A 24,461-nucleotide genomic window follows, 5' to 3' on the forward strand; every position below is an offset into this window, starting at 1 on the left:
CGGTGTGAAGCACGGGGACGCGGGGGCCCGTGGATAAGAACACGTGCTGGCGGTGTGAGCCGCTTTCTTTTGCCTACTTTTCTTTGCGGCGGCAAAGAAAAGTAGGTGCCGCCCCGCACAGGGGCAACGCTAGCGGACCAATAAAATCACGCGGACGCCAGCGCAAAGGCCAAAACACCAAACCGCGACGCCTGAAGCACGAAGGCAAACCGCGGATGCCGGCGCAAAAGCCCCGAACACCAAACCACGCCCACCCGCATCGACTACGCTATCACTCGCCTGGGGCGTACAGATCGAGCAACTTCAACGTCACGCCATTAGTCCACCCAAAGCCATCCTGCAACGGATACTCACCGCCACCACCGCCTCCAGTCCCCGATCCTTCAACCACATATTTCTCCACCAACTTCTGCTCCTTCGAGTAAACATTCTTAACATCCGCAAGAAACCGCGTACCAATCTGCTGCGCAAGATCACTGCGCCCATAACGCCGCAACCCTTCAATCGCGAGCCAATGCAACGGCGCCCAGCCATTCGGCGCATCCCACTGCTGGGTCGTGTCGTAAGTCGACGTGGTGAGACCGCCCGGCTTGAGCAACACACCCGCAACCACATTCGCCGTCTTGTGCGCGCGATCAGGCCACGCAGCACCCGCGAACAACGGATACAGCATCGCGGGCGTCTGGTTGTCGCGCGACTTCGCGAGCTTCCAGTCGTAATCGCCGTAGTATCCCTTGCTATTCCACAGATACCGGTTGATGCCCTCGGCACGTTTCGCCGCCTTACCGATGAACTGCACGACGCAACTAAAATCCCGCGTCTCCGAACAACCGCGCGCAATGGTCGTCTCGAGATGGAACATCAGGCTGTTCAGATCGACAGGGATGATCGAAGTAGTGCGAACGGTCGTTAGATTCATGTTGTCGCCGAACCAGCGCGAACTGAAATCCCAGCCGCTTTCCGCCGTCGCGCGCAGATCGCGGTACACCTCGTTAGGCGCCCGCCCGGTGGCTTTCTGCGCCGTCTGCACGTCTTCGAGATACGACTCGTCGCGCGGCGTGTCGAGTTCGTCCCAATAACGGTTCAGCACCGTTTTGTCCGGTAGCACCACGACGTTGCGCGTTGCGTCGCCAGGCTTCGTCGTCGACGCGCCCTGCATCCAGTACGCGTATTCCTTGCGCATGGCCGGCAAATACTTCTGATAGACGCGCCCCCCTTCGACCTTTGCGGCAAGCTCCACCATGTACGAGAAGAACGGCGGCTGCGAGCGGCTCAGATAGTAGGTCCGGTTGCCGTTCGGAATGTGGCCATACGTGTCGATCATGTACGCGAAGTTGTCGAGCATGTTGTCGACGAGATCTTCATGTCCCGACTCCTGCAAGCCGAGCATCGTGAAATACGTGTCCCAGTAATAGCCTTCGCGAAAGCGCCCGCCGGGCACGACGTACGGCTTGGGCATCGGAATCAGCGAACTGTACGGCGGCGCGGTCGTCGTCGTGCGCGTGAGTTCGGGCCACAGCCAGTTGATGTGATCGCGCAGCGACTGGTTCGGCGGCGGCGTGATCACGGGCTCCGAAGGCGGTATGAAGTACTGGTCGACGAAAGTTTTCAGCGAGAAATTCGGCTGGTTCTTCTGCGTTTCGTAGGCCTGGAGGATCGTTGCGGGGTCCGCTTTCGGCAACGCGTCGACGAAGGTCTTCTGGTCGGGATAGATCTGCCGGGTCTGCACAGCGACGAACAGGTCGCCATACAACTTGTCGGGCGGCGGCGGCAACGTGCCGCCCAACTGCGTATCGGCGCTCGCCACGCGCGCGAAACCTGCCAGCAGCACAAAGCTTGAAAACGCGACTGCACGCGCGGCGGATCGCTTGCGCAGAGGCGGCGAGCTTGATGGCGCCGCGCATTGCATCGGGTCAAAAAGAACTGCGGTTGATGGATGTGTACTGACAGTCCTGCTACGAACAGACGACAGCGTACTCATGTCTCCCTCCTCGGAAAGGTGGACAACCGGTCTGGTCTGCCGTCGCGCTTTTTGATTGCCACGCGAGCATCGCATAGGAGCACGTACGTGCGCAATCGCGCGTGAACGTTTGCGGAACCGATCCCTGAAAAGCATCTTTTTTTCTATGCTTTCTGATTAAAGAAAGCTGATTCAAAGGTCGTTAATCAATTCGGAGCCGTACGTCCGGCCGCTTCGTTACAATGAAGCAAATCAGTCATCGATAAGACTCTTCGCCGCCGCGTGCTGTACTCGTATTCGGAGCTCGACTGGAGGCAACTTTTTGCCCGGGGACCCTTCATGAACGACGATCAACACGATCAGGTGCTTTTCGCCCGGTTCGGAACGAGCAGCCCCTGCTGGCGGCTGTCGAGCGACAGCAATGCGCTCGAACTGACGCCCGAAACGGATGACGACACAGCCACGGTCGCCATTGCCCTGTCGGGTGCGCAGGCCGCGCAGATTCGCAGGCTCACGGGCGTCACCTCGCATCTCACCATGGACGTGCGCCTGTTCGGCGAAGCGCTGCGTCTGCATCTGGTCGGCAAGAAGCTCAACAGCAGCACCTGGGCGGGCACGGCTTCCGGCTACGAAGACACCGAGTCCGTCGCGCGCGATCTGGTGCATGGGCTGTCATTCGCCGAGCAGGTCGTGTCGGAAGTCAATTCCGTCGTCGTGATCGTCGACAAGAACGGCCGCATCCAGCGCTTCAACCGGCTCGCCGAAGAACTCACGGGCATGAAGGAAGAAGACGTGGTCGGGCGCAGTGTGTGGGCGCTCTTCATGTCGTCGGAAGCGGGCGCGGCGTCGAGCCAGAACATTTCGGGCTTCTTCAATCAGGGCGTCGCGTACGAAGTCGAGCGGCGCGTGCGCACCGTGCACGGCGAGCGGCTTTTCCTCTTTCGCAACAAATTCGTGATGAGCGGGAGCGGCGTCGACGAACAGTTTCTGATCTGCTCGGGCACCGACATCACCGAGGAACGCCGCGCGCAGGAACGTCTGTCGGAACTGGCCAACACCGATTCGCTGACGGGCCTGCCCAACCGCAACGCGATTCACGACAAGACGCGCGCGGCCATCGCCAGCGCGGCGGCGGGCGAATCCGTCGGCATCCTGTTTCTCGATCTCGACAATTTCAAGAAGGTCAACGACCACTACGGCCACGTGTTCGGCGACCGGCTGATCCAGGACGTGTCGTCGGCCGTGCGCGAGTGTCTTGCCGACGAGGACACGCTCGCGCGCCTGGGCGGCGACGAGTTCATCGTGCTGTCGCCGGTTGCGTCGGTGGCGTCGATGGAAGCGATGGCGCAGCGCATTCTGGAGCGGCTGCGCGTGCCATTCAGCCTCGGGCTGGTCGAGGTCTACACCGGCTGCTCGATCGGCATTGCGATGTTCCCCGAACATGGCGACAGCCTCGAAGCGCTGATCCGCGCCGCCGACACCGCCATGTACGTGGCCAAGGACGACGGCAAGCGCACGTATCGCGTGTTCTCGCCGGAGATGAACCGCAAGGTCGCCGAGTACATGTGGCTCGATACGAATCTGCGGCGCGGCCTCGAAGAAGGCCAGCTGACGCTGCACTATCAGCCGAAGCTCTCGCTGGCCACGGGCACCGTGTACGGCGTGGAGGCGCTGGTGCGCTGGAATTCGCCGGAGCGCGGGCAGATCATGCCCGCCGCGTTCATCCGCTACGCGGAAGAGTCGGGGCTGATCGGGCCGCTTGGCCGTTGGGTGATGCAAACGGCGGCCGAACAGGCCGCGCAATGGAAGGCGCGCGGGCTGTCGCTGCGCGTGGCGATCAACGTGTCGGCGCGGCAACTGGTGGATACGGCCGTGGTGTCGCATTTCACGGAGGCCCTGCAGCGCGCGCAACTCGATCCTTGCCTGCTCGACATCGAGCTGACGGAAAGCTGCCTGATCGAAGACGAAGCGGCCGCGATCGACCTGATTACGCAATTCCGCGATCTCGGCGCGCAGGTCCATCTGGACGATTTCGGCACCGGCTATTCGTCGCTGTCGCAGCTTGGGCGCATTCCGCTCGACGTGATCAAGCTGGACCGCAGCTTCGTGAGTTCGATCAACGCGGACAGGAAATCTCAGGCGCTGGTGCGCTCGATGGTGGCCGTCGCGCAAGCGCTGCAACTGAAGGTGGTGGCGGAAGGGATCGAGACGGAATCGGAAGAGCTGTTCATGAAGGGACTGGGCGTCGAATACGTACAGGGTTTTCTGTACGGCAGGCCGATGCCCGCAGCCGAATTCGAGCGCTGGCTGCATGACAGGCAGAAGATCCGCTTGATCGCCTGAACCCCCGAAAAGTTCGCTGGATCGCCGGGATCTCCCGCCTGGCCGTTGCTACGGCTGACTACTGGGTAATGCATGCTGCTTGATGCCTTCTGCTACGTTGATGGTTGCGTCAATACCTGACGGGTGCAGACGGAGCGCGTGAATGCTGAGCGCGGGGGCGTTCTGCCAATCAGACTACTGTCCTTCCTGCTTACGCAACGTTCATCGCAGCCGGGCGCAAATTGCCCGCGCGGCGGTTCTGCAGCATCACGAGCCGTTCCATGAAGGCGAGATCCTTCTCCTCGATCGTGAACGCGGACTGCACCCAGTCTTCCGTAATTTCCATCAGTTCGGCGCGCGACAGTTGCAGCACGCGCTGACGCGCCCGTACCATCGCGCGGATGCCGTTGAGCTTGGGGCGCAACGTGTCGATGAAGGTGCGCGTCGCGATATACGCCTCGCCCGGCTCGAACAGATGGTCGACGAGGCCGCGGCTTTCGTGCCACTCGGCCGTATGCGATTCGCCGCCGCCGATCAGTTCTTCCGCGAGGCGCATGCCCGCCTTGCGCGCGACGAGCGAATAGCCGCCCATGCCCGGGAACAGGTTGAAGGCGATCTCCGGAAAGCCCATCCGCGCGTCGTTCTGCGCGAGCACGAAATGATGCGCGAGCGCCGCTTCGAAGCCGCCGCCGAGCGCGCTGCCCTCCACCATCGCAATCGAAATCGCGCCGGTATCGAAGCCGCGCGCCGCTGCGTGCACGCAATCGACGCAGGCGCGCGCATACGCCATCAGCTCCTGTCGGCGGCCGGCGCGGATGGCGTCGGCAAAAAAGCTGAGATCGCCGCCGACGTTGAACATGGTCGGAATCACGGAGCCTGTCACCCAAAAATCGATGCGCACATTGGAATCGCGCGCGGCCCGCGCGAGTTCGAGGATGTCGTGCACCAGTTCGAGGTTGAAGCATGGACGCGGTTGCGCGCGCAACATCATCCACATGACGTTGCGCTCTTCTTCGTAATACGCGGAGATTTGCGACAGCTTGCCAGCTTCGAGGAACGGACGGCAGGCGTGATGGTTTTGCAGATTCATTTTGAACGGTCCTTTTGAAGTTAAAAACTCGGGTGAAGCATTGCGAGCCTAAAACAGACCAGAATCTGGTGGGGCGGCCTAACCAACAGAAGAATGCAGTTCTTCATAACTATGGCGACGCCCGCTGGACGGGCTTCTTGCCAGGCGCGGCTTGCGCAAACGATTGCCCTCTGAAGTAAAACTTCAAACAAACGTTCTCGCCTGCGCTTTAATAAGGGCACAAAGCGGTAATTAGAATATCTGTTTTAATTCCAGCTGAAATGTCGCTGCAAACGTTTTAATGCAATCCGAAGTTATTCCGATTGCATTGTTTTGTGAATTCGGGGCGATGAGAGGCAAAAAGCGGCAAAGCGATCGCGCTCAGCCGCGTTTTCCCCAGAGAGGTGACATGGGTCCATCGATCGATGCGGATGCAACGGCATGCGCATCGACGGCGCGCTTTACTGCAGGCGCGCGGACCAGTTATCGGCGGCTTCCTGCGACAAACCCGCCGCTAGCGCGGCCTCGCGAATCTGCCGCCAGGTTTGCGGATCGACGGGAATGCCGTTGGCCTCGCGCTCGGCGCGTGTCGCGCGCTCCGGCTCGCCCGGCGCATAGATGCGCTCCGCGCCGCCCGCCAGCGGCGACGCCTTCACCCATTCGACGAACGCATCTGCCTCGGCCTCGGCGTTTGGGGCGTCGAAGGCGGCGGGATCGGCGATCACCGACAGCATGCAGTTGATGATCGCGTTGGTCTTTTGCAGCGTGTCCTCGTGCGTCGTGTAGCCGCCCGACAACGCGCCGCCAAAAATCTCGCACATCGCCGCGAGACCGAAGCCCTTGTGGCCGCCCGCCTGTCCGCCAACCGGCATCAGCGCGCCGAACGGCGCTTCCATCATCACTTTCGGCTCGACGGTCGGGTTGCCTTCATGGTCGATCAGCGAGCCGGGCGGCACCTGCTTGCCCTGGTTGTACGCGACGCGCGTCTTGCCGTAAGCCACGGCGCTCGTCGCGAAGTCGAGCACGAGCGGCGCCTTGCCCTGGCGCGGAAAGGCCGCGCAAAACGGATTGGTGCCGATGCGCCGGTCCGCGCCGCCGAACGGCGCGACGAGCGGATCGCCCGCCACGTTGACGAAGTGGAACGACGCGAGGCCCGCCTTCGCGCACTGCTCGGCCCAATGCCCGATCCGCCCGATGTGATGCGCGTTGCGCAGCGCGACGGCGCACACGCCGAGTTTTTTCGCGCGCTCGATGCCCTGCTCCATCGCCTCGTGCGCGACGACCTGGCCGAAGCCCTTGCCGCCGTCGATCGTCAGTACCGCGCCGACGTCCTTCACGACGCTCGCATGCGTGTTCAGCTTCAGCTCGCCATCGCGCAGCGAATCGACATAGCGCGGGATCATGCCGACGCCGTGCGAATCGTGCCCCGTGAGATTGGCGGCAACGAGATGATCGGCGACGAGCTGGGCTTCACGCGGCGAACTGCCCGCCTGCTCCCATATCGCGCGCACGTAGGCGTGCAGTTGATCGACGGGAATACGGGGAGCGCGCGTGTCGTTCATTCGATGATCGGTTCGTCAAGGAAAAAGATGGACAGTGAGAGAAGCCGACAGGCTTCTCTCACGCGGAAAAACGCTTCAGCGTCGAACGTTCGGGACAGGCATCAAGGCGCGGCGGCAATCACCTCGGCGACAGCCGCCGTCAGCTTCTTGCCGTACGGCACATGCAGGAACTCGTTCGGACCGTGCGCGTTCGACTTCGGTCCGAGCACGCCGCACACCATGAACTGCGAGGTCGGGAAGCCCGCCTTCAGCACGTTCATCAGCGGGATCGTGCCGCCCTGGCCGATGAACGCGACGTCTGCGCCGAAGTGCTGGCGCGATGCGTCGTTCAGCGCGGTGCCGAGCCACGGTGCGAGTTCCGGCGCGTTCCAGCCCGTCGCGGCGCCCGCGTCCGGCTTGAACGTGACCTTCGCGTTGTACGGCGGATCGAACTCCAGCAGCGACTTCAGTTGCTGCACGGCGTTTTCCGCATCGACGAGCGGCGGCAGACGCAGCGACAGCTTGAACGCCGTGCGCGGACGCAGCACGTTGCCCGCATCCGCGAGCGACGGCAGGCCCGCCGCGCCCGTCACCGACAGCGACGGACGCCAGGTGGAGTTGAGCAGCGCTTCTTTCGGGTCGGTGGTGGTTGGCAGCACGGAGCCGCCGTCCTGGCCGCAGGCCCACGGCAGTTTTTTCCACACGTCGTCGCCGAGAATCTTCGCGGTCGCCTCGGCTTCGTCGAGACGGTCGAGCGGAACCGGGCAATGGAAACCCTTCGGCAGCAAGGTGCCGTCCGCGGCGTCTTCGAGACGCTCGAACATTTGCCGCATGATGCGGAAGCTCGACGGCGCGATGCCGCCGTAGCCGCCCGAGTGAATGCCTTCGTCGAGCACCTGCACTTCGAGGTCGCCGGACACGAGGCCACGCAGCGACGTGGTGAGCCACAGCTGATCGTAATTGCCCGCACCCGAGTCGAGACACACGACGAGGCCGACCTTGCCGAGCCGCTCGCGCAACGCGTCGACATACGGCAGCAGATCGTAGCTGCCCGACTCTTCGCAGGTTTCGATCAGGCCGACGCAGCGCGGCCGCTCGATGCCTTGCGCGTCGAGCGCGGCCAGCGCGGTGAGGCTGGCGTAGATCGCGTAGCCATCGTCAGCGCCGCCGCGGCCGTACAGCTTGCCGTCCTCGAGCTTCGGCGTCCACGGGCCGAGGTCGTTGCGCCAGCCGTCGAATTCCGGCTGCTTGTCGAGGTGGCCGTACAGCACGATGGTGTCCGTGCTGCCCGAGCGCGTGGCCGGCGACTCGAAGAAGATCACGGGCGTGCGGCCCGGCAGACGCACGATTTCGAGCTTCAGCCCGCGCACGGGCTGCTGCTCCGCCCACTTCGCGGCTTCCGTGATCACGCGCTCGATATAGCCGTGCTTTTCCCAGTCGGCGTCGAAAGCCGGGCTCTTCGCGGGCACGGCGATGTAGTCGGTGAGCGCCGGCACGATCTCATCGTTCCATTTGCGATCGACGAATTCGCGCAGTGTGTCGTGATTCAGCTTTTGAGCTTGTTGGGTATCGTCGGAGATCATGATGGCCATATCCGGTGCAGTCGAAACGCACATGATAGACCTTACGGCCCGGCTTGCCGAATTCGTGTGAACCATACGGCGCGTGGCTTGCAATCAGCCTTCAAACGGCAAGCGGACGATGCCCGATCGCGCGACAATGAAGGGATCGAAAGGATAGACACTGCGCCTGGGGAGGCTCGATGAACAGCCAGATGATGATACAAGGCGTCGCGGCCGTCGCCGCGCTGGGGCTGTACTTTCTGCCGTCGATCATCGCCGATCGCCGCAAGCGCTACGACATACTGACCCTCGCCCTGTTCAACGCATGCATGGGCTGGACGGTGTTCGGCTGGCTGGTCGCGCTGTACTGGGCGTGGCAGCCGAATCCGCCCGTCAATCTGGAAGGTGAAGTGGTGCGTTCGCGCCGCACCCTCAGCATGCGAACCTTCACGAAAGGGCTCGGCGAGCGCGTGCGGTGGCGCGAATCGCGCGACCGTTCGGGCAAATAGCGCGCCGCCCGCCGCTCAACGACCAGGACCCCATGATGCAGATCACCCCGTTCCAGATTTCGGTTCCCGACTTCGAGCTTGCCGCGCTCAAGACGCGCCTCGCGCAAACGCGCTGGCCCGACACGTTCGATAGCGCGCCGTGGTCGCTCGGCACCGACTTGAACTATTTGCGCGATCTCGTCGATTACTGGGCGGGCGGGTACGACTGGCGCGCGACGGAAGCGCGGCTCAATCAGGAGCCGCAATTCGTCGCGCAGGTCGGCGATCTTGCCGTGCACTTCGTGCATCGGCGTGGCACGGGGCCGAAGCCCTACCCGCTCGTCATCACGCACGGCTGGCCCGGCTCGTTCATCGAGTTCGCCGAACTGGTGCCGCAACTGTGCGACCCGGCGTCGTTCGGCGCAGACCCCGCCGATGCATTCGATGTCGTGGTCCCGTCGATGCCCGGCTATGGCTTTTCGGAGCGTCCTTCGAAGCCGGGCATGTCGGTGTTCGCGATCGCCGGTCTGTGGGTCGAACTGATGCGCGGCCTCGGCTACGCGCGCTTCGGCGCGCAAGGTGGCGATCTGGGCGCGGCGGTGTCGATCGCGCTGGCGGCCAATCATGCGCAGCAGGTCGACGGCATTCATCTCAACTTCCTGCCGAGTTCCTACGCGCCCGGCGTCGCGCCCGACGATCCTTCCATCACGCAGGAAGAGCGGGATTTTCTCGCGTCCAAGGCCGTATTTGCCGATGCTGAAGGCGCCTACGCGCACATGCACGCAACGAAACCGAACACGGCCGCGTTCGCGCTCAACGATTCGCCAGCCGGGCTGGCCGCGTGGATCGTCGAGAAATTTCGCGCGTGGAGCGATTGCGATGGCGACGTGGAGCGCGTGTTTTCGAAGGACCAGTTGCTAACCGATCTGTCGTTGTACTGGCATACGCAGACGATCGGCTCGTCGATGCGGCTCTATGCGGAAACGCGCGCGCGGCCATTGCGCTTCGAGCCGGGCCAGCGCGTGACGCCACCGCTCGGGTTTGCGCGCTTTCCGAAGGAGATCAGCCAGCCGCCGCGCTCGTGGATAGAGCGCGTGTTCAACGTCACGCAGTTCGCCGATATGCCGCGCGGCGGGCACTTCGCCGCGATGGAACAGCCTGCGCTGCTCGCCGAAGAGATACGGCGCTTCTTCCGGCCGCTGCGGGGCTAAGCGTGCAACGAAGCCTGGCGACGCATCGCTAGCGACGCGACTGCGCGAGCGCGTCGTAGCGCTCGCGCGCGGCGTCCAGCGCGCCGCCGTGCGTTTCGGCCCAGCGGTCGAGCGTGACGAGCGCGTCGCTCAACGACAGCCCGATCGGGCTCAACCGATATTCGACATGCAATGGCTTCGTGCCGCAGACCTCGCGGATGACGAGCCCGTTGCGCTCCAGGTCGCGCAACGTCTGCGACAGCACCTTCTGTGAAATGCCGCCGATTTTGCGCAGCAGCGCGTTGTTGCGCATCGGCCCGTCCTGCAGCGCGGGCAGGATCAGCAATGTCCATTTACTCGCGATCAGTTCGAGCGCGAGCCGCGACGAACAAGCCTCGTCGAACACGTTACCTGGGTGCTGCGCCTCGTTGATGGCGTCGACGGAATGGTCCGGCGCGGGCATTGCCATGGTTACCAGAAGGTGCGTAATGGTCAGCGGATCACTATACCTCTACGCTGCGTCCATTCTTCAAATGGAGGTAGTGATGGCGTGGTTAATCCTGCTCGCGGCAAGCGTCGTTGAAATCCTGATGGGCCTTGCGCTCAAGTACGCGAACGGCTGGACGCGCTTCTGGCCGAGTGTCGGCGGTGTGGCGGCCGCGCTGGCGAGCGTGTTCCTGCTGACGCTCGCGATGAAGCATCTGCCTGCGGGCACCGCGTATGTGGTGTGGACGGGCATCGGGTCGCTGGGCATCACGCTGCTCGGCATCGTGCTGTTCGGCGATCCTGTGTCGGCGCCGCGGATCGCATGCATGGTGATGATCGTTGCCTCGGCGGCGGCGCTCAAGTGTATCGACGGGTAGTGCCGCTTCTGTATCTGGCGTGCGCCGGCAGCACGCGAAACAATCGACCGGTTCGCGCGACTGGCGCTCAATCGAGGTGGATCACCACCGGGGAACGCGAACCGGGATGCACATCCCGTCATGCCGCGCGCCTGGGCCTTGCCACGATCCTTCGATCGGTCTTCCTTCAACGGAGTTCACGCAATGCCTCAAACCTCGCATCTCGTTGCATTTGCTTTCGTCGCGCTCGGCATGGCGCTCACGCCCGGGCCCAACATGATCTATCTGATCTCGCGGTCGATCTGCCAGGGCCGTGTGGCAGGCCTGATTTCGCTGGGCGGGGTGGCGCTTGGTTTCGTGGTCTATATGTTCTGCGCTGCGTTCGGTATTACGGCGTTGCTGCTTGCCGTGCCGTTTGCGTATGACACGCTGCGGTTTGGTGGCGCGCTCTATCTGCTGTATCTCGCATGGCAGGCTGTGAAGCCGGGTGGACGCTCGCCGTTCCAGGTGCGCGATTTGCCCGTCGATAGTCCGCGCAAGTTGTTCACGATGGGTTTCATCACCAATCTCTTGAATCCGAAGATTGCTGTGCTGTATCTGTCGCTGCTGCCGCAGTTTATTGATCCGCAGCACGGCAGCGTGCTTGGGCAATCGCTGGTATTTGGCGCGATTCAGATCGTGCTGAGTATTTCTGTTAATTCGACTGTTGCGGTGACGGCGGGGTCGATTGCCGCGTTTCTCGCGGGTAGGCCGACGTGGCTCGTCGTGCAGCGATGGATCATGGGGACTGTGTTGGCTGGGCTTGCAGTCAGGATGGCGGTGGAAGGGCGGCGGTAAGCCTTGTCATTTTGTCTGCGACGGCTTGGTTTGGTTTTTCGCTTTTCGCTTTTCGCTTGCATCCGGGTTATGACTTTGTGCTTCAGGCGGTGCCGGTCGGTGTTTTCGCCTTTGCGCTGGCATCCGCGGTTTGCTTCTGGTTCGCAAGCGTCGCCCCTGTGCGGGGCGGCACCTACTTTTCTTTGCCGCCGCAAAGAAAAGTAGGCAAAAGAAAGCGGCTAACACCGCCAGCACGTGTTCTTATCCACGGGCCCCCAACGTCCCCACGCTCCACGCGGCAGCCTTGCTGTTCGCGTGCGTTGCCAACGCTTTGTATAGAAGCCTCCCCTGCTTCAGGCACCCATACACGGGCGAACGCCAGCGAATGGTATGTGCCGCCCAGGTGGCAAACTGTGTGTAGGTTGTCGCGACGCACAGGATAGCGCTCTTACAAGGTGGGGCGCGTGCGCTATCGGTCCGAAGCGAGGCGTGTGAGGTACTACGGCCTACACACAGTTTGCCACCTGGGCGGCCGCGGACGATCTGGCGCGGCATGCGGAAATGCGGGCGCGCGAAGCGGGTGAGGCATACAGAGAGAACGTTGGCAACGAGCGCGGACTGGTGCGTTGCCGTGTGAAGCGTAAGACCCTTTGAGGGCCCTCAGGCAGCAACAAAAATTGGCGGTGTGAGCCGCTTTCTTTTGCCTACTTTTCTTTGCGGCGGCAAAGAAAAGTAGGTGCCGCCCCGCACAGGGGCAACGCTAGCAAACCAGAAGCAAACCGCGGATGCCGGCGAACAAACAAGCAAACCACCCCCAAACCGCCCGCGCAAAGCGCCCCCCTCAGGGTGAAACACTCCGAACAAACCTGTGCACTGATCCCGCCGGAATCGAGCGCGGCTGCCGCCACACTTCATCCTGCGCGAAGGTTTCCTGACGCAATTCGCCATGGTCGTCGAACCATTGGCATACGAGCCATTCACCCGTCTTACGGGCAATCGCCCCAACATAAGTCACCGTCATCCGCGGGCCGCCCGTTTTGAGCGTCACCACGTCCCCGACAATGATTTGCACCGTTTGCGTCGTATCAAATGCGTCGAAAGTAGCAGTCAGCATGGATGTCCCCGTTATAAGCATTAGGCTGGCTGAAAATTCACTGCCATAAACGCACCGCGTTCCAACGAATAATTAAGAGTGGGGCAAGATTAACAATCGAATATTTCGACAGCAAGTATTTTTTATTGGAAGCGTTTTCAGCAAAACCGAAATAGTCGGGAAGATATCTCGAACGTTCGTTCGTTATTGTTTAGTTCGCGAATCGCCTGTCGGCAAAGGCGGCATGTTGTCGCGCAGCACACCTCAAACCGGAGTTTAGGCAGCGTGTTCAGGGTATACGTAAATACGCCCGACCGCTCGCTGTCATCAGACTGACATTCCGCGCGTTATTACGGGTTTAAAAACCATGCCGCACGATTAACCGGCGTCATCTGTGAATAAGCGCATCACTGCTGAACGGGAAAGATTAGTTGCAATGCGCAATGCACGGCGGCTGCAATCGTATGACTCTAAACAGTGAAAACGTTATCGGACGATTTTCAACTGTATTTTTGTTCTGTCGACATACAAAAATGCAGCCGCTCGGGATTTTCCCTAAGCCGTTTTGATCGCGCGCAATGAAGCGCGCTGCTGATGCCGGACCAGCGTCACACTGAGCGCAATGCAGATCACCATCAATACGGCGTTGATTGCGAGACTGCGCTGGAACGCATACGCATAGCCCGCCGCCGACGCATTCGCCGATAACGCGCCAAAGAACGCGCCGCTAATGGCGGCCGTGCCGAACGCCGAGCCGATCTGAAGCGTCGACGTCACCACGCCCGACGCAAGCCCCGCCTTCGCCGGCTCCACTTCGCCGAGCACGATGCGCATGATTGACGGCAACACGAGCCCCTGCCCTACGCCGGCGATAACCAGCCCCGCGTAGAACAGAACGCCGAGCGCCGCGTGCGTCGCAGCCCAGCCGGTCGCCGAGAAACCGACCGCCATCATCGAAAAACCGAGCGTCAGCACATGTCCGCCCAGGCGCCGCACGACGGCGGGCGACGTCAGCGGCCCGGCGACGAAGCCCAGCGCGAACGGCATGATCGCGATGCCGGATTGCAGCGGCGTCCAGTGCAAACCCGTCTGCAGATAAATGCCGTACGTGAGAAAGAACGCGCTATTGCAATAGAACAGAAACGCGAGCACGAGCCCCGTCGAAAAGGCCGGATTGCGGAATAGTTGCAGATCGACGAGCGGGCTGCCGCCGGTGCGCTCGACGCGACGCTCCGTGGCGACGAACGCGGCAAGCGCAGGCACGGCGAGCGCGAACATCGCGAAGGTCCACCACGGCCAGCCGGCTTCGCGGCCATGCGTCATCGGATAGATCAGCAGTATCAGCACCAGCGACAGCAGCGCGACGCCTTTCAGATCGACGCCTTCACGCGTCGAAGACTGATTTTCCGGCACGTATTTCCACGCGCCGATAAACGCCAGCACGCCGACGGGAATGTTGATCAGGAAAATGGCGCGCCAGTCGAGACCGAACGGCTGGTACGTGATCAACGCGCCGCCCCCCAGTTGCCCGACGATCGACGCGAGCCCGAACACGAAGCCGTAAAAGCCCATCACGCGCGTCTGCTGATGCGGCGGCACGACGGCGCGCACGGTCGCCAGCACCTGCGGCGCCATCACCGACGCCGCCATGCCCTGCACGATACGCGCGATCACGAGCACGTGACCATTCGGTGCGAAGCCGCACAGCGCCGAAGCGACGACGAAGCCCGCCATCCCCGTCATGAACATCCGCCGCCTGCCGAACAGGTCGCCGAGCCGCCCGCCCGTAATCAGCAACACCGCATACGCCGATGCATAGGCGGAGACGATCAGCTGCAATTGCGCGTCAGTGGCGTTCAGGCCCGTGTGGATCGCGGGCAGCGCCAGATTGACGATGAAATAGTCGAGCGGCGCGAGAAACGCGCCGACGAACAGCACGGTCAGCGCCAGCCCTTGCCGCTCGAAGCGCTGCGGCCCTTGCGCTTCGGCACGCGGCGCCGGCTTGTCGGCGTGCTGCGCGGATGCGGTTGCGGGAGGTAAGGCGACGCCCGACGCTTTCATGCATCTATCATTCATGACTGAACGTTCAACAATTGGAGAAAAAAATTTCAGGTGAGCGCGCGCATCGCGACGTCGACGACAGCTTTCAGTTCGTCTTCCTTGCGCTTGCATTTATTGAGCACGCGCAGGCCTTGCGTCATGCACAGCAGGAAATCGGCGACCGCCTTTTCATCGAGGTCGCTATTGAACACGCCCGCCGCCTGCCCTCGGATCACGGCGGCCGCGAGCAGCGTGACGACGCGCCGCTGGATCGCGCGGATTTTCGCGTGCAGCGCTTCGTCGTCGGGTTGCAGCTCGAGCGTGCTGTTCGTGATGAAGCATCCCGTCAGCGTCGACGCGGTGCGCGTGTGGTGCAGCAGCGCATTGCGCAACGCGACGTCGGGCGGGACATTGGCGTTCAGCCGCTCGACGAGCCCGGCAATTGCCCCTTCCGCGTAATGATCCAGGGCGGCCATCATGATGCCGTGCTTGTCGCCGAACACGCCGTACAGGCTGCCGCGCAGCACGCCTGTCGCGTTGCAGAGATCGTCGACGGATGTCGCGTGAAAGCCGTTGCGCCAGAACACCTTGCCGGCTTCGGTGAGCACGGCAGCCGTATCGAATTCGCGCGGGCGGCCGCGCGGGCACGATTCGTCCCGTCTGGCGGCGCTCGCGCGCCGGGGTGCAGTGTTATCGGTCATGCACGCCATTTTATGACTGGTTGTTCAATAATTCAAGGAGAAATCCTCGTGGGTTCTGCACCATCGTGTCCCAGCACAATAGACCGCAAACATTGAGCAATGCTCTCAGAAACGCCACGGGATGGCCGTGCAATCGACCTGTTTGCCTGCGACTACACAGGTACGGGAGGTGTCTATGCGCTTTCGGCAATTCGCGGCGATTTCGACTGTGGTGCTTTTTTGTGGCCGCGCCAGCTTTGAACAGACCGGCTTGCCGGTCTACGGGCGCCTCAGCGGCGAGAAGCGTAAGCCATGGTTTTTCGTCCATGTCGCGAAGGAGATAGGGCAAGAGGTGTCGTCGCGCCTACACTCAGACTAAGGTTTTTGCCATGATAAGGCGCGGGTTCTCTCGGCTACTCCAATGGTCATGCGCGCACGCCCAACATAATCAAACCCAAACCGCACACACAACATGCTCCCCCTTGCGCTCAATCAGGGAGTCTGCAAAGTACCGTCTTTCAACCGGGTTTGCGTCCAGGTCGTCACCGTGTTCTCGCACGGGTACTTCGCCGCTTCAGTTTCGTCGATATCGACTCCCAGACCGGGTCTGTCGTTCGCATACACGTGCCCGTTGCGGAATTCGGGCAAGCCAGGGAACACGTCCAGCAATGCCGCCCGTGGCCCCTTCAGGTCCTGGATGACAAAATTGGGCGGCTCGGTGCCCGACCATTCCTGAACCCCGAAGTTGCGCGCAGCGAGATCGATATGAATGTTCGCCGCGTGAGCCATCGGCGACATATCCCCCGGACCATGCCACGCTGTCCTCACGCCAAACTGTTCGGCGAATATCTGCAGCTTGCGGCCGGCAGTAATCCCGCCGATCTGGCTCAGGTGAACGCGAATAAAGTCGATCAGGCGCTCCGTGATCATGAAACGCCATTCAGACGGGTTGTTGAAGAGTTCGCCCTGAGCGAGAGGTGTCGTCGTCTTTGCGCGCAGCTGCCGCATCCATTCCCCCTCTTCCAGTGCAATCGCGTCTTCAAGGAAGAACAGCTCGTATTGCTCGAGCTCGCACGCGAAGCGGATCGCCTCGACGGGTTTGAGGCGTTCATGCACGTCGTGACACAGCTCGACGTCGAAGCCCACCTTGCTGCGAATGCCGTCGAAGAGCTTAAGGGTTTCACGCATGTATTTCCTGCTGTCGAGATACACGCCCTCGGGTGCGCGCGCCGGCGCACCCGAGGGCGCCTTGCCGTAGCCGCCTCCGCCATAGCCGCCACTCTGACAGCGAATGTGCGTGATGCCCTGCTCCCGGTATTTCTGGATGTTCTCGCACAACTCGTTGAGGTCACGCCCGTCCGCATGACGATAGATCGGCACCCCTTCCCTGCACTTGCCGCTGAAGAGCTGATAGAGCGGCATGTCCGCCATCTTGCCCTTGATGTCCCACAAGGCCATATCGATGCCCGAGATCGCATTGTTCTCGATGGGGCCGTTGCGCCAGTACGCGTTCTGGTGCATCAGTTGCCAGAGTTCCTCGATCGCCTCGGCGTCCCGGCCAATAAGGAGCGGCCGCAAATACTCTTCGATCAGGCATTTGACCGCGACATGCCGATACGCAAACGTCGCGCAACCGAGCCCATACAGTCCAGCCTGGTTCGTCTCCACCTTGACGACGATCAGGTTGATGCCTTCCGGCGCGGTCAGGATGACCTTTACATCGGTGATCAGCGTTGCCATGTTGTTCCTGCCATTGCAAATGTTGAGTCGTGGTGTGGCGCTTTATCAGCGGCTCACTGCGAGGCGCCCTTCCTGCTTCGAGCGTTGATCCGAGTGCGCAGGCACAGTGATCATCAGAATCACCGAGCACAGCAGCGCGCCTGCCATGAAGATGTACGATGCCGCCGGGCTGCCCGTCGCGCCGTTCAGATAGCCGACGATCCACGAGCCGAGAAACGCGCCCATTGCGCCGCATGCATTGATGAGTCCGATCGCGCCGCCCAGCACGTTGCTCGGGATCAGTTCGGGAACGAGGGCGAAGAACGGTCCGTACGGCGCATACATCGTTGCACCTGCCACGACCAGCAACGCAAACGACATCCAGAAGTGCGAGCTGCCGATCATGTACGAAGCCACGAACGCGATCGTTCCAATCAGGAGCAACGGCCACACAAACAGTTTGCGGTTGCGGGTCTTGTCCGACAGCCACGACGCGAGCAGCATCAGGATGATTGCGGCGAGATAGGGAACGGCGGCAAGCCATCCGACTGAAACGATATCGATCGTCGAAGCCGTTTTGAGAATCGATGGCAGCCACATGATGAAGCCATACACGCCGACGCTCCACAGCGCGTGAATCGCACAGCATTTCAGTACGATCGACGAGCGGAACGCGGTCTTGTAGTCACGCACCGGTGCGATATCGGCCTGCTCGGCTTTAAGACGCGCCTGCAATTCGGTCTTTTCTGCGTCGCTCATCCAGGGCGCATCGGCCGGCTTGTCCTTCACCGTGAACCACCATACGATTGCCCACGCCAGCGCAGGTACGCCTTCAATCACGAACATCTCGCGCCAGCCGAAGCTGTGCACCAGATAGCCGGACACCACCGACATCCACAACACCGTCACCGGGTTGCCGAGTATCAGGAACGTGTTGGCGCGCGATCGTTCTGTTCGCGTGAACCACCGGCTGATGTACATCAGCATCGACGGCATCACGGCCGCTTCGACTACGCCGAGCACGAAGCGCAGCACCATCAGCATCGGAATGTTGCTGACCATGCCCGTCGCGGCAGCGCAGAGGCCCCACAGGATCAGGCTGAAGAAAATCAGTTTCTTGACGCTGTTGCGCTGCGCGTAAATTGCGCCGGGCACCTGAAACAGACAGTAGCCGAGAAAGAAAAGCGACCCGATCAGCGACGAGGTGCCGTGCGAGATGCCGAGATCCTTGTCGATGCCGGCGGCTGCTGCAAAACCGTAGTTAGCGCGATCCAGATAGGCGAGGCTGTAGGTGATGAAGATGATGGGCATCAGATACCACCACCTTTGAGTTGCTACGGGTTTGACGCTTTCCATGATGTCTCCGATCGGTACCGCGAAAGACGGCACACACTGCGTGATGAGCGGGATCGTGCCGTTCTTTTAGTTGTGGTAGATCCCTGCGTGAGTTGCATTCAAAGCACGGCCAGCCAGCCTCCATCGACATAGATGATCTGGCCGTTGACATAGCTCGATGCGGGCGACGACAGAAACACCGCCGTGCCAACGAGCTCCTCCGGTCTGCCCCAGCGTTGTGACGGGTTGCTGTTCTTGACCCATGCATCGAAGGCGGCGTTATCGACGAGCGCCTGATTCATATCGGTCAGGATGTAGCCGGGACCGATCGCGTTCGCCTGGATGTTCGATGCAGCCCACTCGGCGCTCATTGCGCGGGTCAGCATCTTGATGCCTCCCTTCGCCGCGGTGTACGCGCCGACTGTCGCGCGGGCCGCTTCGCTCGTCAGCGAACCGATATTGACGATCTTGCCGCCCGTGCCGCGCGCAATCATCCGCTGCGCCGCCTGCTTCGATACGATGAAGGCACTGGTCAGGTTCGTGTCGATCACGCGCTGCCAGTCCGACAGTGCTAGCTCGATGAGCGGCTTGCGAAACTGGATGCCGGCGTTATTGATGACGATGTCGATCTTCACGCCGTCTCTGTCCCATTGGGCGAAAGCATCGGCGACGGCCTGTTCGTCCGTCACGTCGAAGGCACGGCCTCGCGCGCTGAAGCCCTTCGCATCCAGCCGGCTGACCGCGTCGGCGACCGTATCGGCGCGTGTGCCGTTCAGCATCACGCTCGCGCCTGCGGTTGCGAGTCCCTCGGCCAGCGCAAAGCCGATGCCGCGTGCCGAACCCGTGACGAGCGCCGTGCGACCGCTCAAGTCGAATAACTGTGTCATGCGTGGCTCCTTGTGCGGAATTCAAAAACCAGGCGCGAAAACGCCCCTCGCGACCGGCCTCCCGCCGCGACGATAGTGGAAACAGGAAGCGTCAGACGGGTGTGTCGTTTGCGGTTTGCCTGAGCTTGTCGCGGTCATCGAAGTCCTTCTCCGCACGCTCGATCAGCGTCAGTACCGCGGCCTCCGCGGCCGCTTCATCGCCCTGTTCGATCGCCACGCAAAGAGCCTCGTGCATCGGCAGCGAACGCGCCGGACCGCCGGCGATTTCGGAGCTGAGCTCAAAACTCGTACGCAGAATCGCCGACAGCGCGTTCTGCATCTGCTGGACAAACTGGTTGTGGCAGGCGGTGAGGATTGCGCCGTGAAACGCGAGATCGGCGGGAACATATTCGCCATGGCCGGCGACGGCGCGTTCCATCGCCTTGAAAGCGCGACGCACGGCGGCGCGGTCTTCATCGGTCGCGCGTCGGGCGGCGAGTCTGGCTGCGTTCGGTTCGATGATGAGGCGCAGCTCCATCAGGTCCTGGATCAGGCCCGCGTCAACCGTCCCCGCCCTCGCGCGCCACGTGATCACGTCCGGGTCGAACAGTTGCCATTGCGAACGCGGCAGCACGATCGTGCCGTAACGGCGGCGCACCTGGAGCATGCCTTTCGCCGACAGCGACTTCATCGTCTCGCGAATCGTGATGCGACTGACCTGCATCTGCTCGGCGAGCACGGGCTCAGCCGGCAAAATATCGCCCGGCGCGAACTTCCCTGAGCAAATCTGCTCGCCCATCTGGTTCAGGACCTGCCGATGCAGCGTATCCATGTTTTCGCCTCTACATCATACGTATGATGTAGAGATAGTAGGCAAATGACCCATCGGGTTCAACCAGGGATCTCCCTGTATCTGAACAATGGGATTAGCGACCCTTTCGCGTGTGGCGACTAACGGCGGCCAAGTGGGTTTCCGCATGGATGTCCCGCGTGCCCGTCGCGACAGCAAGCAGCGCAATTCCCCGGGCACGCCCGATGCCAGTTTCTGTCCTGATTGTCATTAGCAGCGGGACGCTTAACCGCCTTGGGGAGACACAGCGCTTGATTGAATTCTTGCGCGAGCACCAGGGGGCGCCTCTCGAATCTTGAAATCTCTCCCCATCCGTCTGTCAACGTCGGGCAGGAGCGACCCGAAGCGGACTGGCCGGCGAGACCTGCTACAAACTAGCCAGGGCATTGTCGATTTCCGACCATCCGGTTCGTCGTCAGTAAACCCCATTCAAAGGATCTCCCATGAAATACCTCGGCCTGGCCTACTTCTCCCCCGAACAATTCGCCGCGATGGCGCCAGACGAAATCAAGGAATTGGTGAGCCAGTGCCCGGCATTGGACGAGAAGATGCGCGCTACCGGCAAGGTTCTGATTTCCGCCTCTCTTGGCGATCTGGACAAGTGGAGGACGCTCCGCCCGCGCACGGGAGAGACGCGCATCACCGATGGGCCTTACACCGAGTCGAAGGAGGTCGTGGGCGGCCTGTTCATCATCGAGGCGGACAGCACTGACGAGGCGTTACGCATCGCGTCCATGCACCCGGCTGCCACACTGGGCGAAGCAGGCGGATGGGCCGTGGAGCTTATCCCCTTGGACTTCTATCTGGCGCGATGAGGATAGGAACGCCTGTCTCAAGAAGGCGTTCGCGTTCCTTTCATCACAGACGGCGTGAGCGTTCGGTTTCGAAAACGGCAAAAGCGAACGTCATGGTGGCGAGCGCAGGGTAGACACCTGCGCCGGCCAACACCGTAATGCCGGGTCACGGCGAGGCGCTATTCCGCCTCGCTGCTTCGATTGCGGGCGACGGAACCGATAGCACAGGTCTCCGGTTGCCCTGCCAGACCCGCCTGGCGACCGCGGGACTGAGCAGCGACGACGGTGGCATCGTGAGGTTGACGACCTGCAGAAACGCTGTCGCCAGCGTGCTGTCGCGGTTCGCGGCAAGGTGAAGCTTGCCGATGTACCAGTTGATGAACCGTAGCATCAGCGGGCGGGCGCCCTCGACGCGTGGATGGCGGAGGTCGTTGCCAACCGCAATGTCCCACGGAATGTCGACGAGCTTCGCGGCCGCCGCGAAGAATCGACGCGCAAGATCGTTCGAACCCGCCTGCAGGCACCGCTGTAGCGCGAGCGCTTCCTCTGCCGCGACCGTCATGCCCTGCCCGTAGACAGGATTGAAGCTGCAGATGGCATCACCGAAGACCAGGTAATTTTCGGGGAACCGTGCGAGCTTCTCGTACCGCCGACGCAGGTTGGAGACGTAGCGGTAGCGCCTGTAATCGGTGAGAGGCTCCGCCCTTGCGACGACGTCGTGAATCTCCATGGTCGGCAGCGTTGCGAGATACGCGAGAAAGCCTTCATCGTTGTCGGGCGCATCGTCGCCAAGATAACCGCCGGTACTGACGATCCAGCTGTCGCGTTCCTGCGCGAGCATGACGCCGTTGCGCCAGTACGGCGCACTACCGGCAACCACGATACCGTGCTTGCCATCGAGATCATCGGGTCGACGTCGATAAGTACGAGTCATGTAGCTGATGCCGATCTCGACCTTCTCCCCGACGGGAGCCTGGTAGCCCAACTCTTCCAGCCACGCCGCACTGGAAGAGCCACGGCCAGTCGCATCGACGACAAGGTCCGCGTGGATGGTCTCTTCAGCCTTGCCCTCGGCATACGTGCGCACACCCGTCACGCTCCTGTGAGCGGGGTCGGTCGCAAGACCCCGCACCGCGCAATTTTCGATGGCGCGCAGGTTCGGCAACCTCATGAGCCGCCGGCGCAAATGGCCTTCGAGCACGGGACGGCTAGCAAGCAGACCGATCAGGTCGCTCGCGCTGTTAGCAAGCCTGATGTTGTGGCCTATCCAGATCACATCGTTGGCTACATCACCGACCAGGCCGCCGCATTGCGTAACGACCTCGCTGTTATATCCAGGGAAGAATTCTTCGAGTACCGCGCTGCCGCGCGCAAGGAGTCCATGGACATGACGGCCTTGTGGCACACCCTTGCGCGGCGCGTCTGCGTCCGGAAACGCGTCGCGTTCGAGCACCGTGACGGTGGTATAGAAATCGGACAGTACGCGGGCAGCCAGCAGCCCGCTCATGCTGGCGCCAATCACGACCGCATGTTCACCAAGTTTCGGCATGACAATCCTCCAGTTCGATCCGTCGCAATCCGTCCAGCGACCCTCATTTGCAGGGAATGATAGGATTGGTTCGTCCCCTGAGCGTCCCCTGGACGCCGTCATTGAAGGTCGCCTCGCCATGGCTCTGTTCAGCGTGCGGACGCTCGGATTTCCGGAGATCCGTCGGGATCACCGGCTGTGCCAACTGCCCTTGCGCAAAGGCCTGGCTCTGTTGGTCTACCTGGCCGAAGCGGAGGGCTCAGTCGGACGCGACGTCCTTGCCACCATGTTGTGGCCGGAAGGCGGTGAAGAGGTTGTACGGGCGCGGCTGCGGCGTCTGTTGCATCGTCTCCAGCACGCGCTCGGCGACGACACACTTACTATAGATCGGTCTACGGTTCGATGGTCGGCGGCGATCACGTTGCAGGTGGATTCCCAACTGTTTGAGGAAGCCTGCGACCACGGCGAGTTCGAGCAGGCGTGCCGCCACTATCCCGGTGACTTTCTCGAAGGTTTTTCACCGGGCGACTGCCCTCAGTTTGAAGAGTGGGCTTTTTTTCGCCGGGAGGCCTTGCGCGGCCGGGTGATTCAAGCACTCGAGCGAGTGGTGCACGACAAGCATGCCGCGGGAGACTACGCGGCCGCAGCCGCGCACGCCGGCCGTCTCGTCGAGCTCGATCCGTTCAGCGAAGTGTACGGCCGGCACCTCGTCCGCAACCTTCTACTAGCGGGAGACCGGACCACGGCCCAGCGGCACCTCGAGGCTCTGACGCAGCGCCTTCGTGACGAGCTGAATGCGGCCCCCGAATCCGAGACCCGCGCGCTGCTTGATGCCGGCGCAACGTTGCCCATCGAGGACCCGCCGTCGACGCGCTACGTCAGCAGTGGCGGCGTCCATCTCGCATTTCAGACTTACGGCGCCGGCCTCGTGGATGTTCTGGTGCTCCCCGGTTTCGTGTCTCACGTCGAACGGGTGTGGGAGGAGCCCCGGTGCCGGGCGTTCCTGTCTGCTCTCGCCGGGATGGGCCGTCTCATCCTGCTCGATCGTCGCGGCGTCGGGCTTTCCGACCGGGTCGGGTTTAATCCCAACGTCGACGCGACTGCGCAGGACATCGGCACGGTGCTAGACGCTGCAGGCAGCCAAAAGGTCGTGTTGTTCGGCGCGTCGGAGGGTGGGCCAGCATGCATCAGGTTTGCCGTCGATCACCCTAACCGTGTTGCTGGTCTCATTCTGTTCGCCTCGTTGGCGAAGGGAACGGCAACGCACGACTATCCCCACGCACTTCAAGCCAGTCAGTATGACATGTGGCTGCAGCAGCTCGTCGCGGGCTGGGGCGGCCCGGCAGGCATTGAGACATTCGCACCGAGTCTGTCCGGCGATCCTCAGGCGAGAGCCTGGTGGGCAGGCCTGCTTCGCGCCGCGTCGAGCCCGGGAGCCATCAAGGGAGTGCTCGCGGCGTTGCGCGACATGGATGTGCGGCATCTCCTGGGCCGGATTTCAGTGCCGACCCTGGTGCTGCATCGTCACGACGACCGCGCGGTTCGCATCGGCGCCGCCCGGCATCTCGTCAGCCACATCACGCAGGCGCGATTCGTCGAGCTCGACGGCGCCGATCACTGGCCCTTCGCGGGCGATCAGCAACCCGTACTGGACGAGATCAAGCAATTCGTCGGCAGTCTCGCGGGGTAACTGTGAGAAGGTAAAAGCCAGCCGACAATCTTCTGTCCGCTGGCTGAGCACTACGACGACCGAGGTGTCGTGCGAA

20 protein-coding genes and 1 riboswitch are annotated in these 24,461 nt (G+C 62.0%); of the genes, 7 read left to right on the forward strand and 13 right to left on the reverse strand.

Features of this window, described 5'->3' with window-relative positions:
* Window positions 1-271 precede the first annotated feature (271 nt).
* Complete coding sequence (gene treA, locus PPGU16_RS19780; RefSeq protein ID WP_180725141.1) at window positions 272-1,909, reverse strand: alpha,alpha-trehalase TreA; 1,638 nt, start codon at window positions 1,907-1,909, stop codon at window positions 272-274.
* Window positions 1,910-2,299: 390 nt separating this feature from the next.
* Between treA and pdeR the strand changes: the two genes are divergently transcribed.
* Window positions 2,300-4,303, forward strand: a complete 2,004-nt coding sequence (gene pdeR, locus PPGU16_RS19785) for a cyclic di-GMP phosphodiesterase (RefSeq protein WP_180724473.1) — start codon at window positions 2,300-2,302, stop codon at window positions 4,301-4,303.
* A gap of 190 nt (window positions 4,304-4,493) precedes the next feature.
* Here the strand turns inward: pdeR and PPGU16_RS19790 are convergent, their stop codons facing one another.
* The 3 genes from PPGU16_RS19790 to PPGU16_RS19800 all read right to left on the reverse strand — a co-directional run bounded on the left by PPGU16_RS19790 (window position 4,494) and on the right by PPGU16_RS19800 (window position 8,475).
* Entirely contained in the window at window positions 4,494-5,372 is an 879-nt protein-coding gene (locus tag PPGU16_RS19790) for a crotonase/enoyl-CoA hydratase family protein (RefSeq protein WP_180724474.1), read from the reverse strand.
* 440 nt (window positions 5,373-5,812) lie between these two features.
* On the reverse strand, window positions 5,813-6,913 hold the full coding sequence (locus PPGU16_RS19795; RefSeq protein ID WP_180724475.1) for a malate/lactate/ureidoglycolate dehydrogenase: 1,101 nt from the start codon (window positions 6,911-6,913) through the stop codon (window positions 5,813-5,815).
* A gap of 101 nt (window positions 6,914-7,014) precedes the next feature.
* Entirely contained in the window at window positions 7,015-8,475 is a 1,461-nt protein-coding gene (locus PPGU16_RS19800) for a M20 family metallopeptidase (RefSeq protein WP_180724476.1), read from the reverse strand.
* A gap of 179 nt (window positions 8,476-8,654) precedes the next feature.
* On the opposite strand from PPGU16_RS19800, the gene PPGU16_RS19805 reads away from it, so the two are divergent.
* Window positions 8,655-8,963 (forward strand): superinfection immunity protein, encoded by a 309-nt coding sequence (locus tag PPGU16_RS19805; protein ID WP_180724477.1) that lies wholly within the window; start codon window positions 8,655-8,657, stop codon window positions 8,961-8,963.
* Between the two features lie 35 nt (window positions 8,964-8,998).
* A complete protein-coding gene (locus PPGU16_RS19810) occupies window positions 8,999-10,153 on the forward strand; it encodes an epoxide hydrolase family protein (RefSeq protein ID WP_180725142.1) in 1,155 nt (384 codons plus the stop codon).
* A 28-nt stretch (window positions 10,154-10,181) separates the two neighbouring features.
* Here PPGU16_RS19810 and PPGU16_RS19815 read toward each other — a convergent pair whose 3' ends face one another.
* Entirely contained in the window at window positions 10,182-10,595 is a 414-nt protein-coding gene (locus PPGU16_RS19815) for a winged helix-turn-helix transcriptional regulator (protein ID WP_243460639.1), read from the reverse strand.
* A gap of 82 nt (window positions 10,596-10,677) precedes the next feature.
* On the opposite strand from PPGU16_RS19815, the gene PPGU16_RS19820 reads away from it, so the two are divergent.
* Both PPGU16_RS19820 and PPGU16_RS19825 read left to right on the forward strand, forming a co-directional pair.
* Complete coding sequence (locus PPGU16_RS19820; RefSeq protein WP_180724479.1) at window positions 10,678-10,995, forward strand: DMT family transporter; 318 nt, start codon at window positions 10,678-10,680, stop codon at window positions 10,993-10,995.
* Between the two features lie 46 nt (window positions 10,996-11,041).
* Window positions 11,042-11,139: riboswitch (ZMP/ZTP riboswitch) on the forward strand.
* Window positions 11,140-11,178: 39 nt separating this feature from the next.
* Entirely contained in the window at window positions 11,179-11,811 is a 633-nt protein-coding gene (locus PPGU16_RS19825) for a LysE family translocator (protein WP_180724480.1), read from the forward strand.
* 820 nt (window positions 11,812-12,631) lie between these two features.
* On the opposite strand, the gene PPGU16_RS19830 is transcribed toward PPGU16_RS19825, so the two are convergent.
* The 7 genes from PPGU16_RS19830 to PPGU16_RS19860 all read right to left on the reverse strand — a co-directional run bounded on the left by PPGU16_RS19830 (window position 12,632) and on the right by PPGU16_RS19860 (window position 20,355).
* Complete coding sequence (locus PPGU16_RS19830; RefSeq protein ID WP_180724481.1) at window positions 12,632-12,904, reverse strand: YodC family protein; 273 nt, start codon at window positions 12,902-12,904, stop codon at window positions 12,632-12,634.
* Between the two features lie 534 nt (window positions 12,905-13,438).
* The gene (locus PPGU16_RS19835) at window positions 13,439-14,944 is read right to left on the reverse strand and encodes an MFS transporter (RefSeq protein ID WP_180724482.1); all 1,506 of its coding nucleotides are present in this window, start codon (window positions 14,942-14,944) and stop codon (window positions 13,439-13,441) included.
* A 47-nt stretch (window positions 14,945-14,991) separates the two neighbouring features.
* Window positions 14,992-15,624: a TetR/AcrR family transcriptional regulator gene (locus PPGU16_RS19840; protein WP_180724483.1), complete on the reverse strand. Its 633-nt coding sequence runs from the start codon at window positions 15,622-15,624 to the stop codon at window positions 14,992-14,994.
* A 471-nt stretch (window positions 15,625-16,095) separates the two neighbouring features.
* On the reverse strand, window positions 16,096-17,343 hold the full coding sequence (locus PPGU16_RS19845; protein WP_180724484.1) for an enolase C-terminal domain-like protein: 1,248 nt from the start codon (window positions 17,341-17,343) through the stop codon (window positions 16,096-16,098).
* 45 nt (window positions 17,344-17,388) lie between these two features.
* Window positions 17,389-18,678: an MFS transporter gene (locus tag PPGU16_RS19850; protein WP_180724485.1), complete on the reverse strand. Its 1,290-nt coding sequence runs from the start codon at window positions 18,676-18,678 to the stop codon at window positions 17,389-17,391.
* Between the two features lie 98 nt (window positions 18,679-18,776).
* Window positions 18,777-19,544, reverse strand: coding sequence for an SDR family oxidoreductase (locus PPGU16_RS19855; protein ID WP_180724486.1), 768 nt, complete (start codon window positions 19,542-19,544; stop codon window positions 18,777-18,779).
* A gap of 91 nt (window positions 19,545-19,635) precedes the next feature.
* Window positions 19,636-20,355 carry a FadR/GntR family transcriptional regulator gene (locus PPGU16_RS19860; RefSeq protein WP_180724487.1) on the reverse strand — a complete coding sequence of 240 codons (720 nt, stop codon included), beginning with the start codon at window positions 20,353-20,355 and terminating at the stop codon, window positions 19,636-19,638.
* A 461-nt stretch (window positions 20,356-20,816) separates the two neighbouring features.
* On the opposite strand from PPGU16_RS19860, the gene PPGU16_RS19865 reads away from it, so the two are divergent.
* A complete protein-coding gene (locus tag PPGU16_RS19865) occupies window positions 20,817-21,188 on the forward strand; it encodes a YciI family protein (RefSeq protein ID WP_180724488.1) in 372 nt (123 codons plus the stop codon).
* A 145-nt stretch (window positions 21,189-21,333) separates the two neighbouring features.
* On the opposite strand, the gene PPGU16_RS19870 is transcribed toward PPGU16_RS19865, so the two are convergent.
* Window positions 21,334-22,716 (reverse strand): NAD(P)/FAD-dependent oxidoreductase, encoded by a 1,383-nt coding sequence (locus PPGU16_RS19870; protein ID WP_180724489.1) that lies wholly within the window; start codon window positions 22,714-22,716, stop codon window positions 21,334-21,336.
* Window positions 22,717-22,834: 118 nt separating this feature from the next.
* Between PPGU16_RS19870 and PPGU16_RS19875 the strand changes: the two genes are divergently transcribed.
* The gene (locus PPGU16_RS19875; protein ID WP_180724490.1) at window positions 22,835-24,385 is read left to right on the forward strand and encodes a bifunctional AfsR/SARP family transcriptional regulator/alpha/beta hydrolase; all 1,551 of its coding nucleotides are present in this window, start codon (window positions 22,835-22,837) and stop codon (window positions 24,383-24,385) included.
* Window positions 24,386-24,461 lie beyond the last annotated feature (76 nt).

The organism is Paraburkholderia largidicola (genome assembly GCF_013426895.1).
In the GTDB taxonomy this organism is placed as follows: domain Bacteria; phylum Pseudomonadota; class Gammaproteobacteria; order Burkholderiales; family Burkholderiaceae; genus Paraburkholderia; species Paraburkholderia largidicola.

Excerpts from the sequence above, each read along its gene's own strand:
- PPGU16_RS19835 (WP_180724482.1), bottom strand. The coding sequence starts at position 14,944 with ATGAAAGCGTCGGGCGTCGCCTTACCTCCCGCAACCGCATCCGCGCAG.
- PPGU16_RS19805 (WP_180724477.1), top strand. The coding sequence starts at position 8,655 with ATGAACAGCCAGATGATGATACAAGGCGTCGCGGCCGTCGCCGCGCTG.
- PPGU16_RS19865 (WP_180724488.1), top strand. The coding sequence starts at position 20,817 with ATGAAATACCTCGGCCTGGCCTACTTCTCCCCCGAACAATTCGCCGCG.
- pdeR (WP_180724473.1), top strand. The coding sequence starts at position 2,300 with ATGAACGACGATCAACACGATCAGGTGCTTTTCGCCCGGTTCGGAACG.
- PPGU16_RS19825 (WP_180724480.1), top strand. The coding sequence starts at position 11,179 with ATGCCTCAAACCTCGCATCTCGTTGCATTTGCTTTCGTCGCGCTCGGC.
- treA (WP_180725141.1), bottom strand. The coding sequence starts at position 1,909 with ATGCAATGCGCGGCGCCATCAAGCTCGCCGCCTCTGCGCAAGCGATCC.
- PPGU16_RS19820 (WP_180724479.1), top strand. The coding sequence starts at position 10,678 with ATGGCGTGGTTAATCCTGCTCGCGGCAAGCGTCGTTGAAATCCTGATG.
- PPGU16_RS19795 (WP_180724475.1), bottom strand. The coding sequence starts at position 6,913 with ATGAACGACACGCGCGCTCCCCGTATTCCCGTCGATCAACTGCACGCC.
- PPGU16_RS19845 (WP_180724484.1), bottom strand. The coding sequence starts at position 17,343 with ATGGCAACGCTGATCACCGATGTAAAGGTCATCCTGACCGCGCCGGAA.
- PPGU16_RS19830 (WP_180724481.1), bottom strand. The coding sequence starts at position 12,904 with ATGCTGACTGCTACTTTCGACGCATTTGATACGACGCAAACGGTGCAA.
- PPGU16_RS19875 (WP_180724490.1), top strand. The coding sequence starts at position 22,835 with ATGGCTCTGTTCAGCGTGCGGACGCTCGGATTTCCGGAGATCCGTCGG.
- PPGU16_RS19870 (WP_180724489.1), bottom strand. The coding sequence starts at position 22,716 with ATGCCGAAACTTGGTGAACATGCGGTCGTGATTGGCGCCAGCATGAGC.
- PPGU16_RS19790 (WP_180724474.1), bottom strand. The coding sequence starts at position 5,372 with ATGAATCTGCAAAACCATCACGCCTGCCGTCCGTTCCTCGAAGCTGGC.
- PPGU16_RS19855 (WP_180724486.1), bottom strand. The coding sequence starts at position 19,544 with ATGACACAGTTATTCGACTTGAGCGGTCGCACGGCGCTCGTCACGGGT.
- PPGU16_RS19850 (WP_180724485.1), bottom strand. The coding sequence starts at position 18,678 with ATGGAAAGCGTCAAACCCGTAGCAACTCAAAGGTGGTGGTATCTGATG.
- PPGU16_RS19840 (WP_180724483.1), bottom strand. The coding sequence starts at position 15,624 with ATGACCGATAACACTGCACCCCGGCGCGCGAGCGCCGCCAGACGGGAC.
- PPGU16_RS19800 (WP_180724476.1), bottom strand. The coding sequence starts at position 8,475 with ATGATCTCCGACGATACCCAACAAGCTCAAAAGCTGAATCACGACACA.
- PPGU16_RS19810 (WP_180725142.1), top strand. The coding sequence starts at position 8,999 with ATGCAGATCACCCCGTTCCAGATTTCGGTTCCCGACTTCGAGCTTGCC.
- PPGU16_RS19860 (WP_180724487.1), bottom strand. The coding sequence starts at position 20,355 with ATGGATACGCTGCATCGGCAGGTCCTGAACCAGATGGGCGAGCAGATT.
- PPGU16_RS19815 (WP_243460639.1), bottom strand. The coding sequence starts at position 10,595 with ATGCCCGCGCCGGACCATTCCGTCGACGCCATCAACGAGGCGCAGCAC.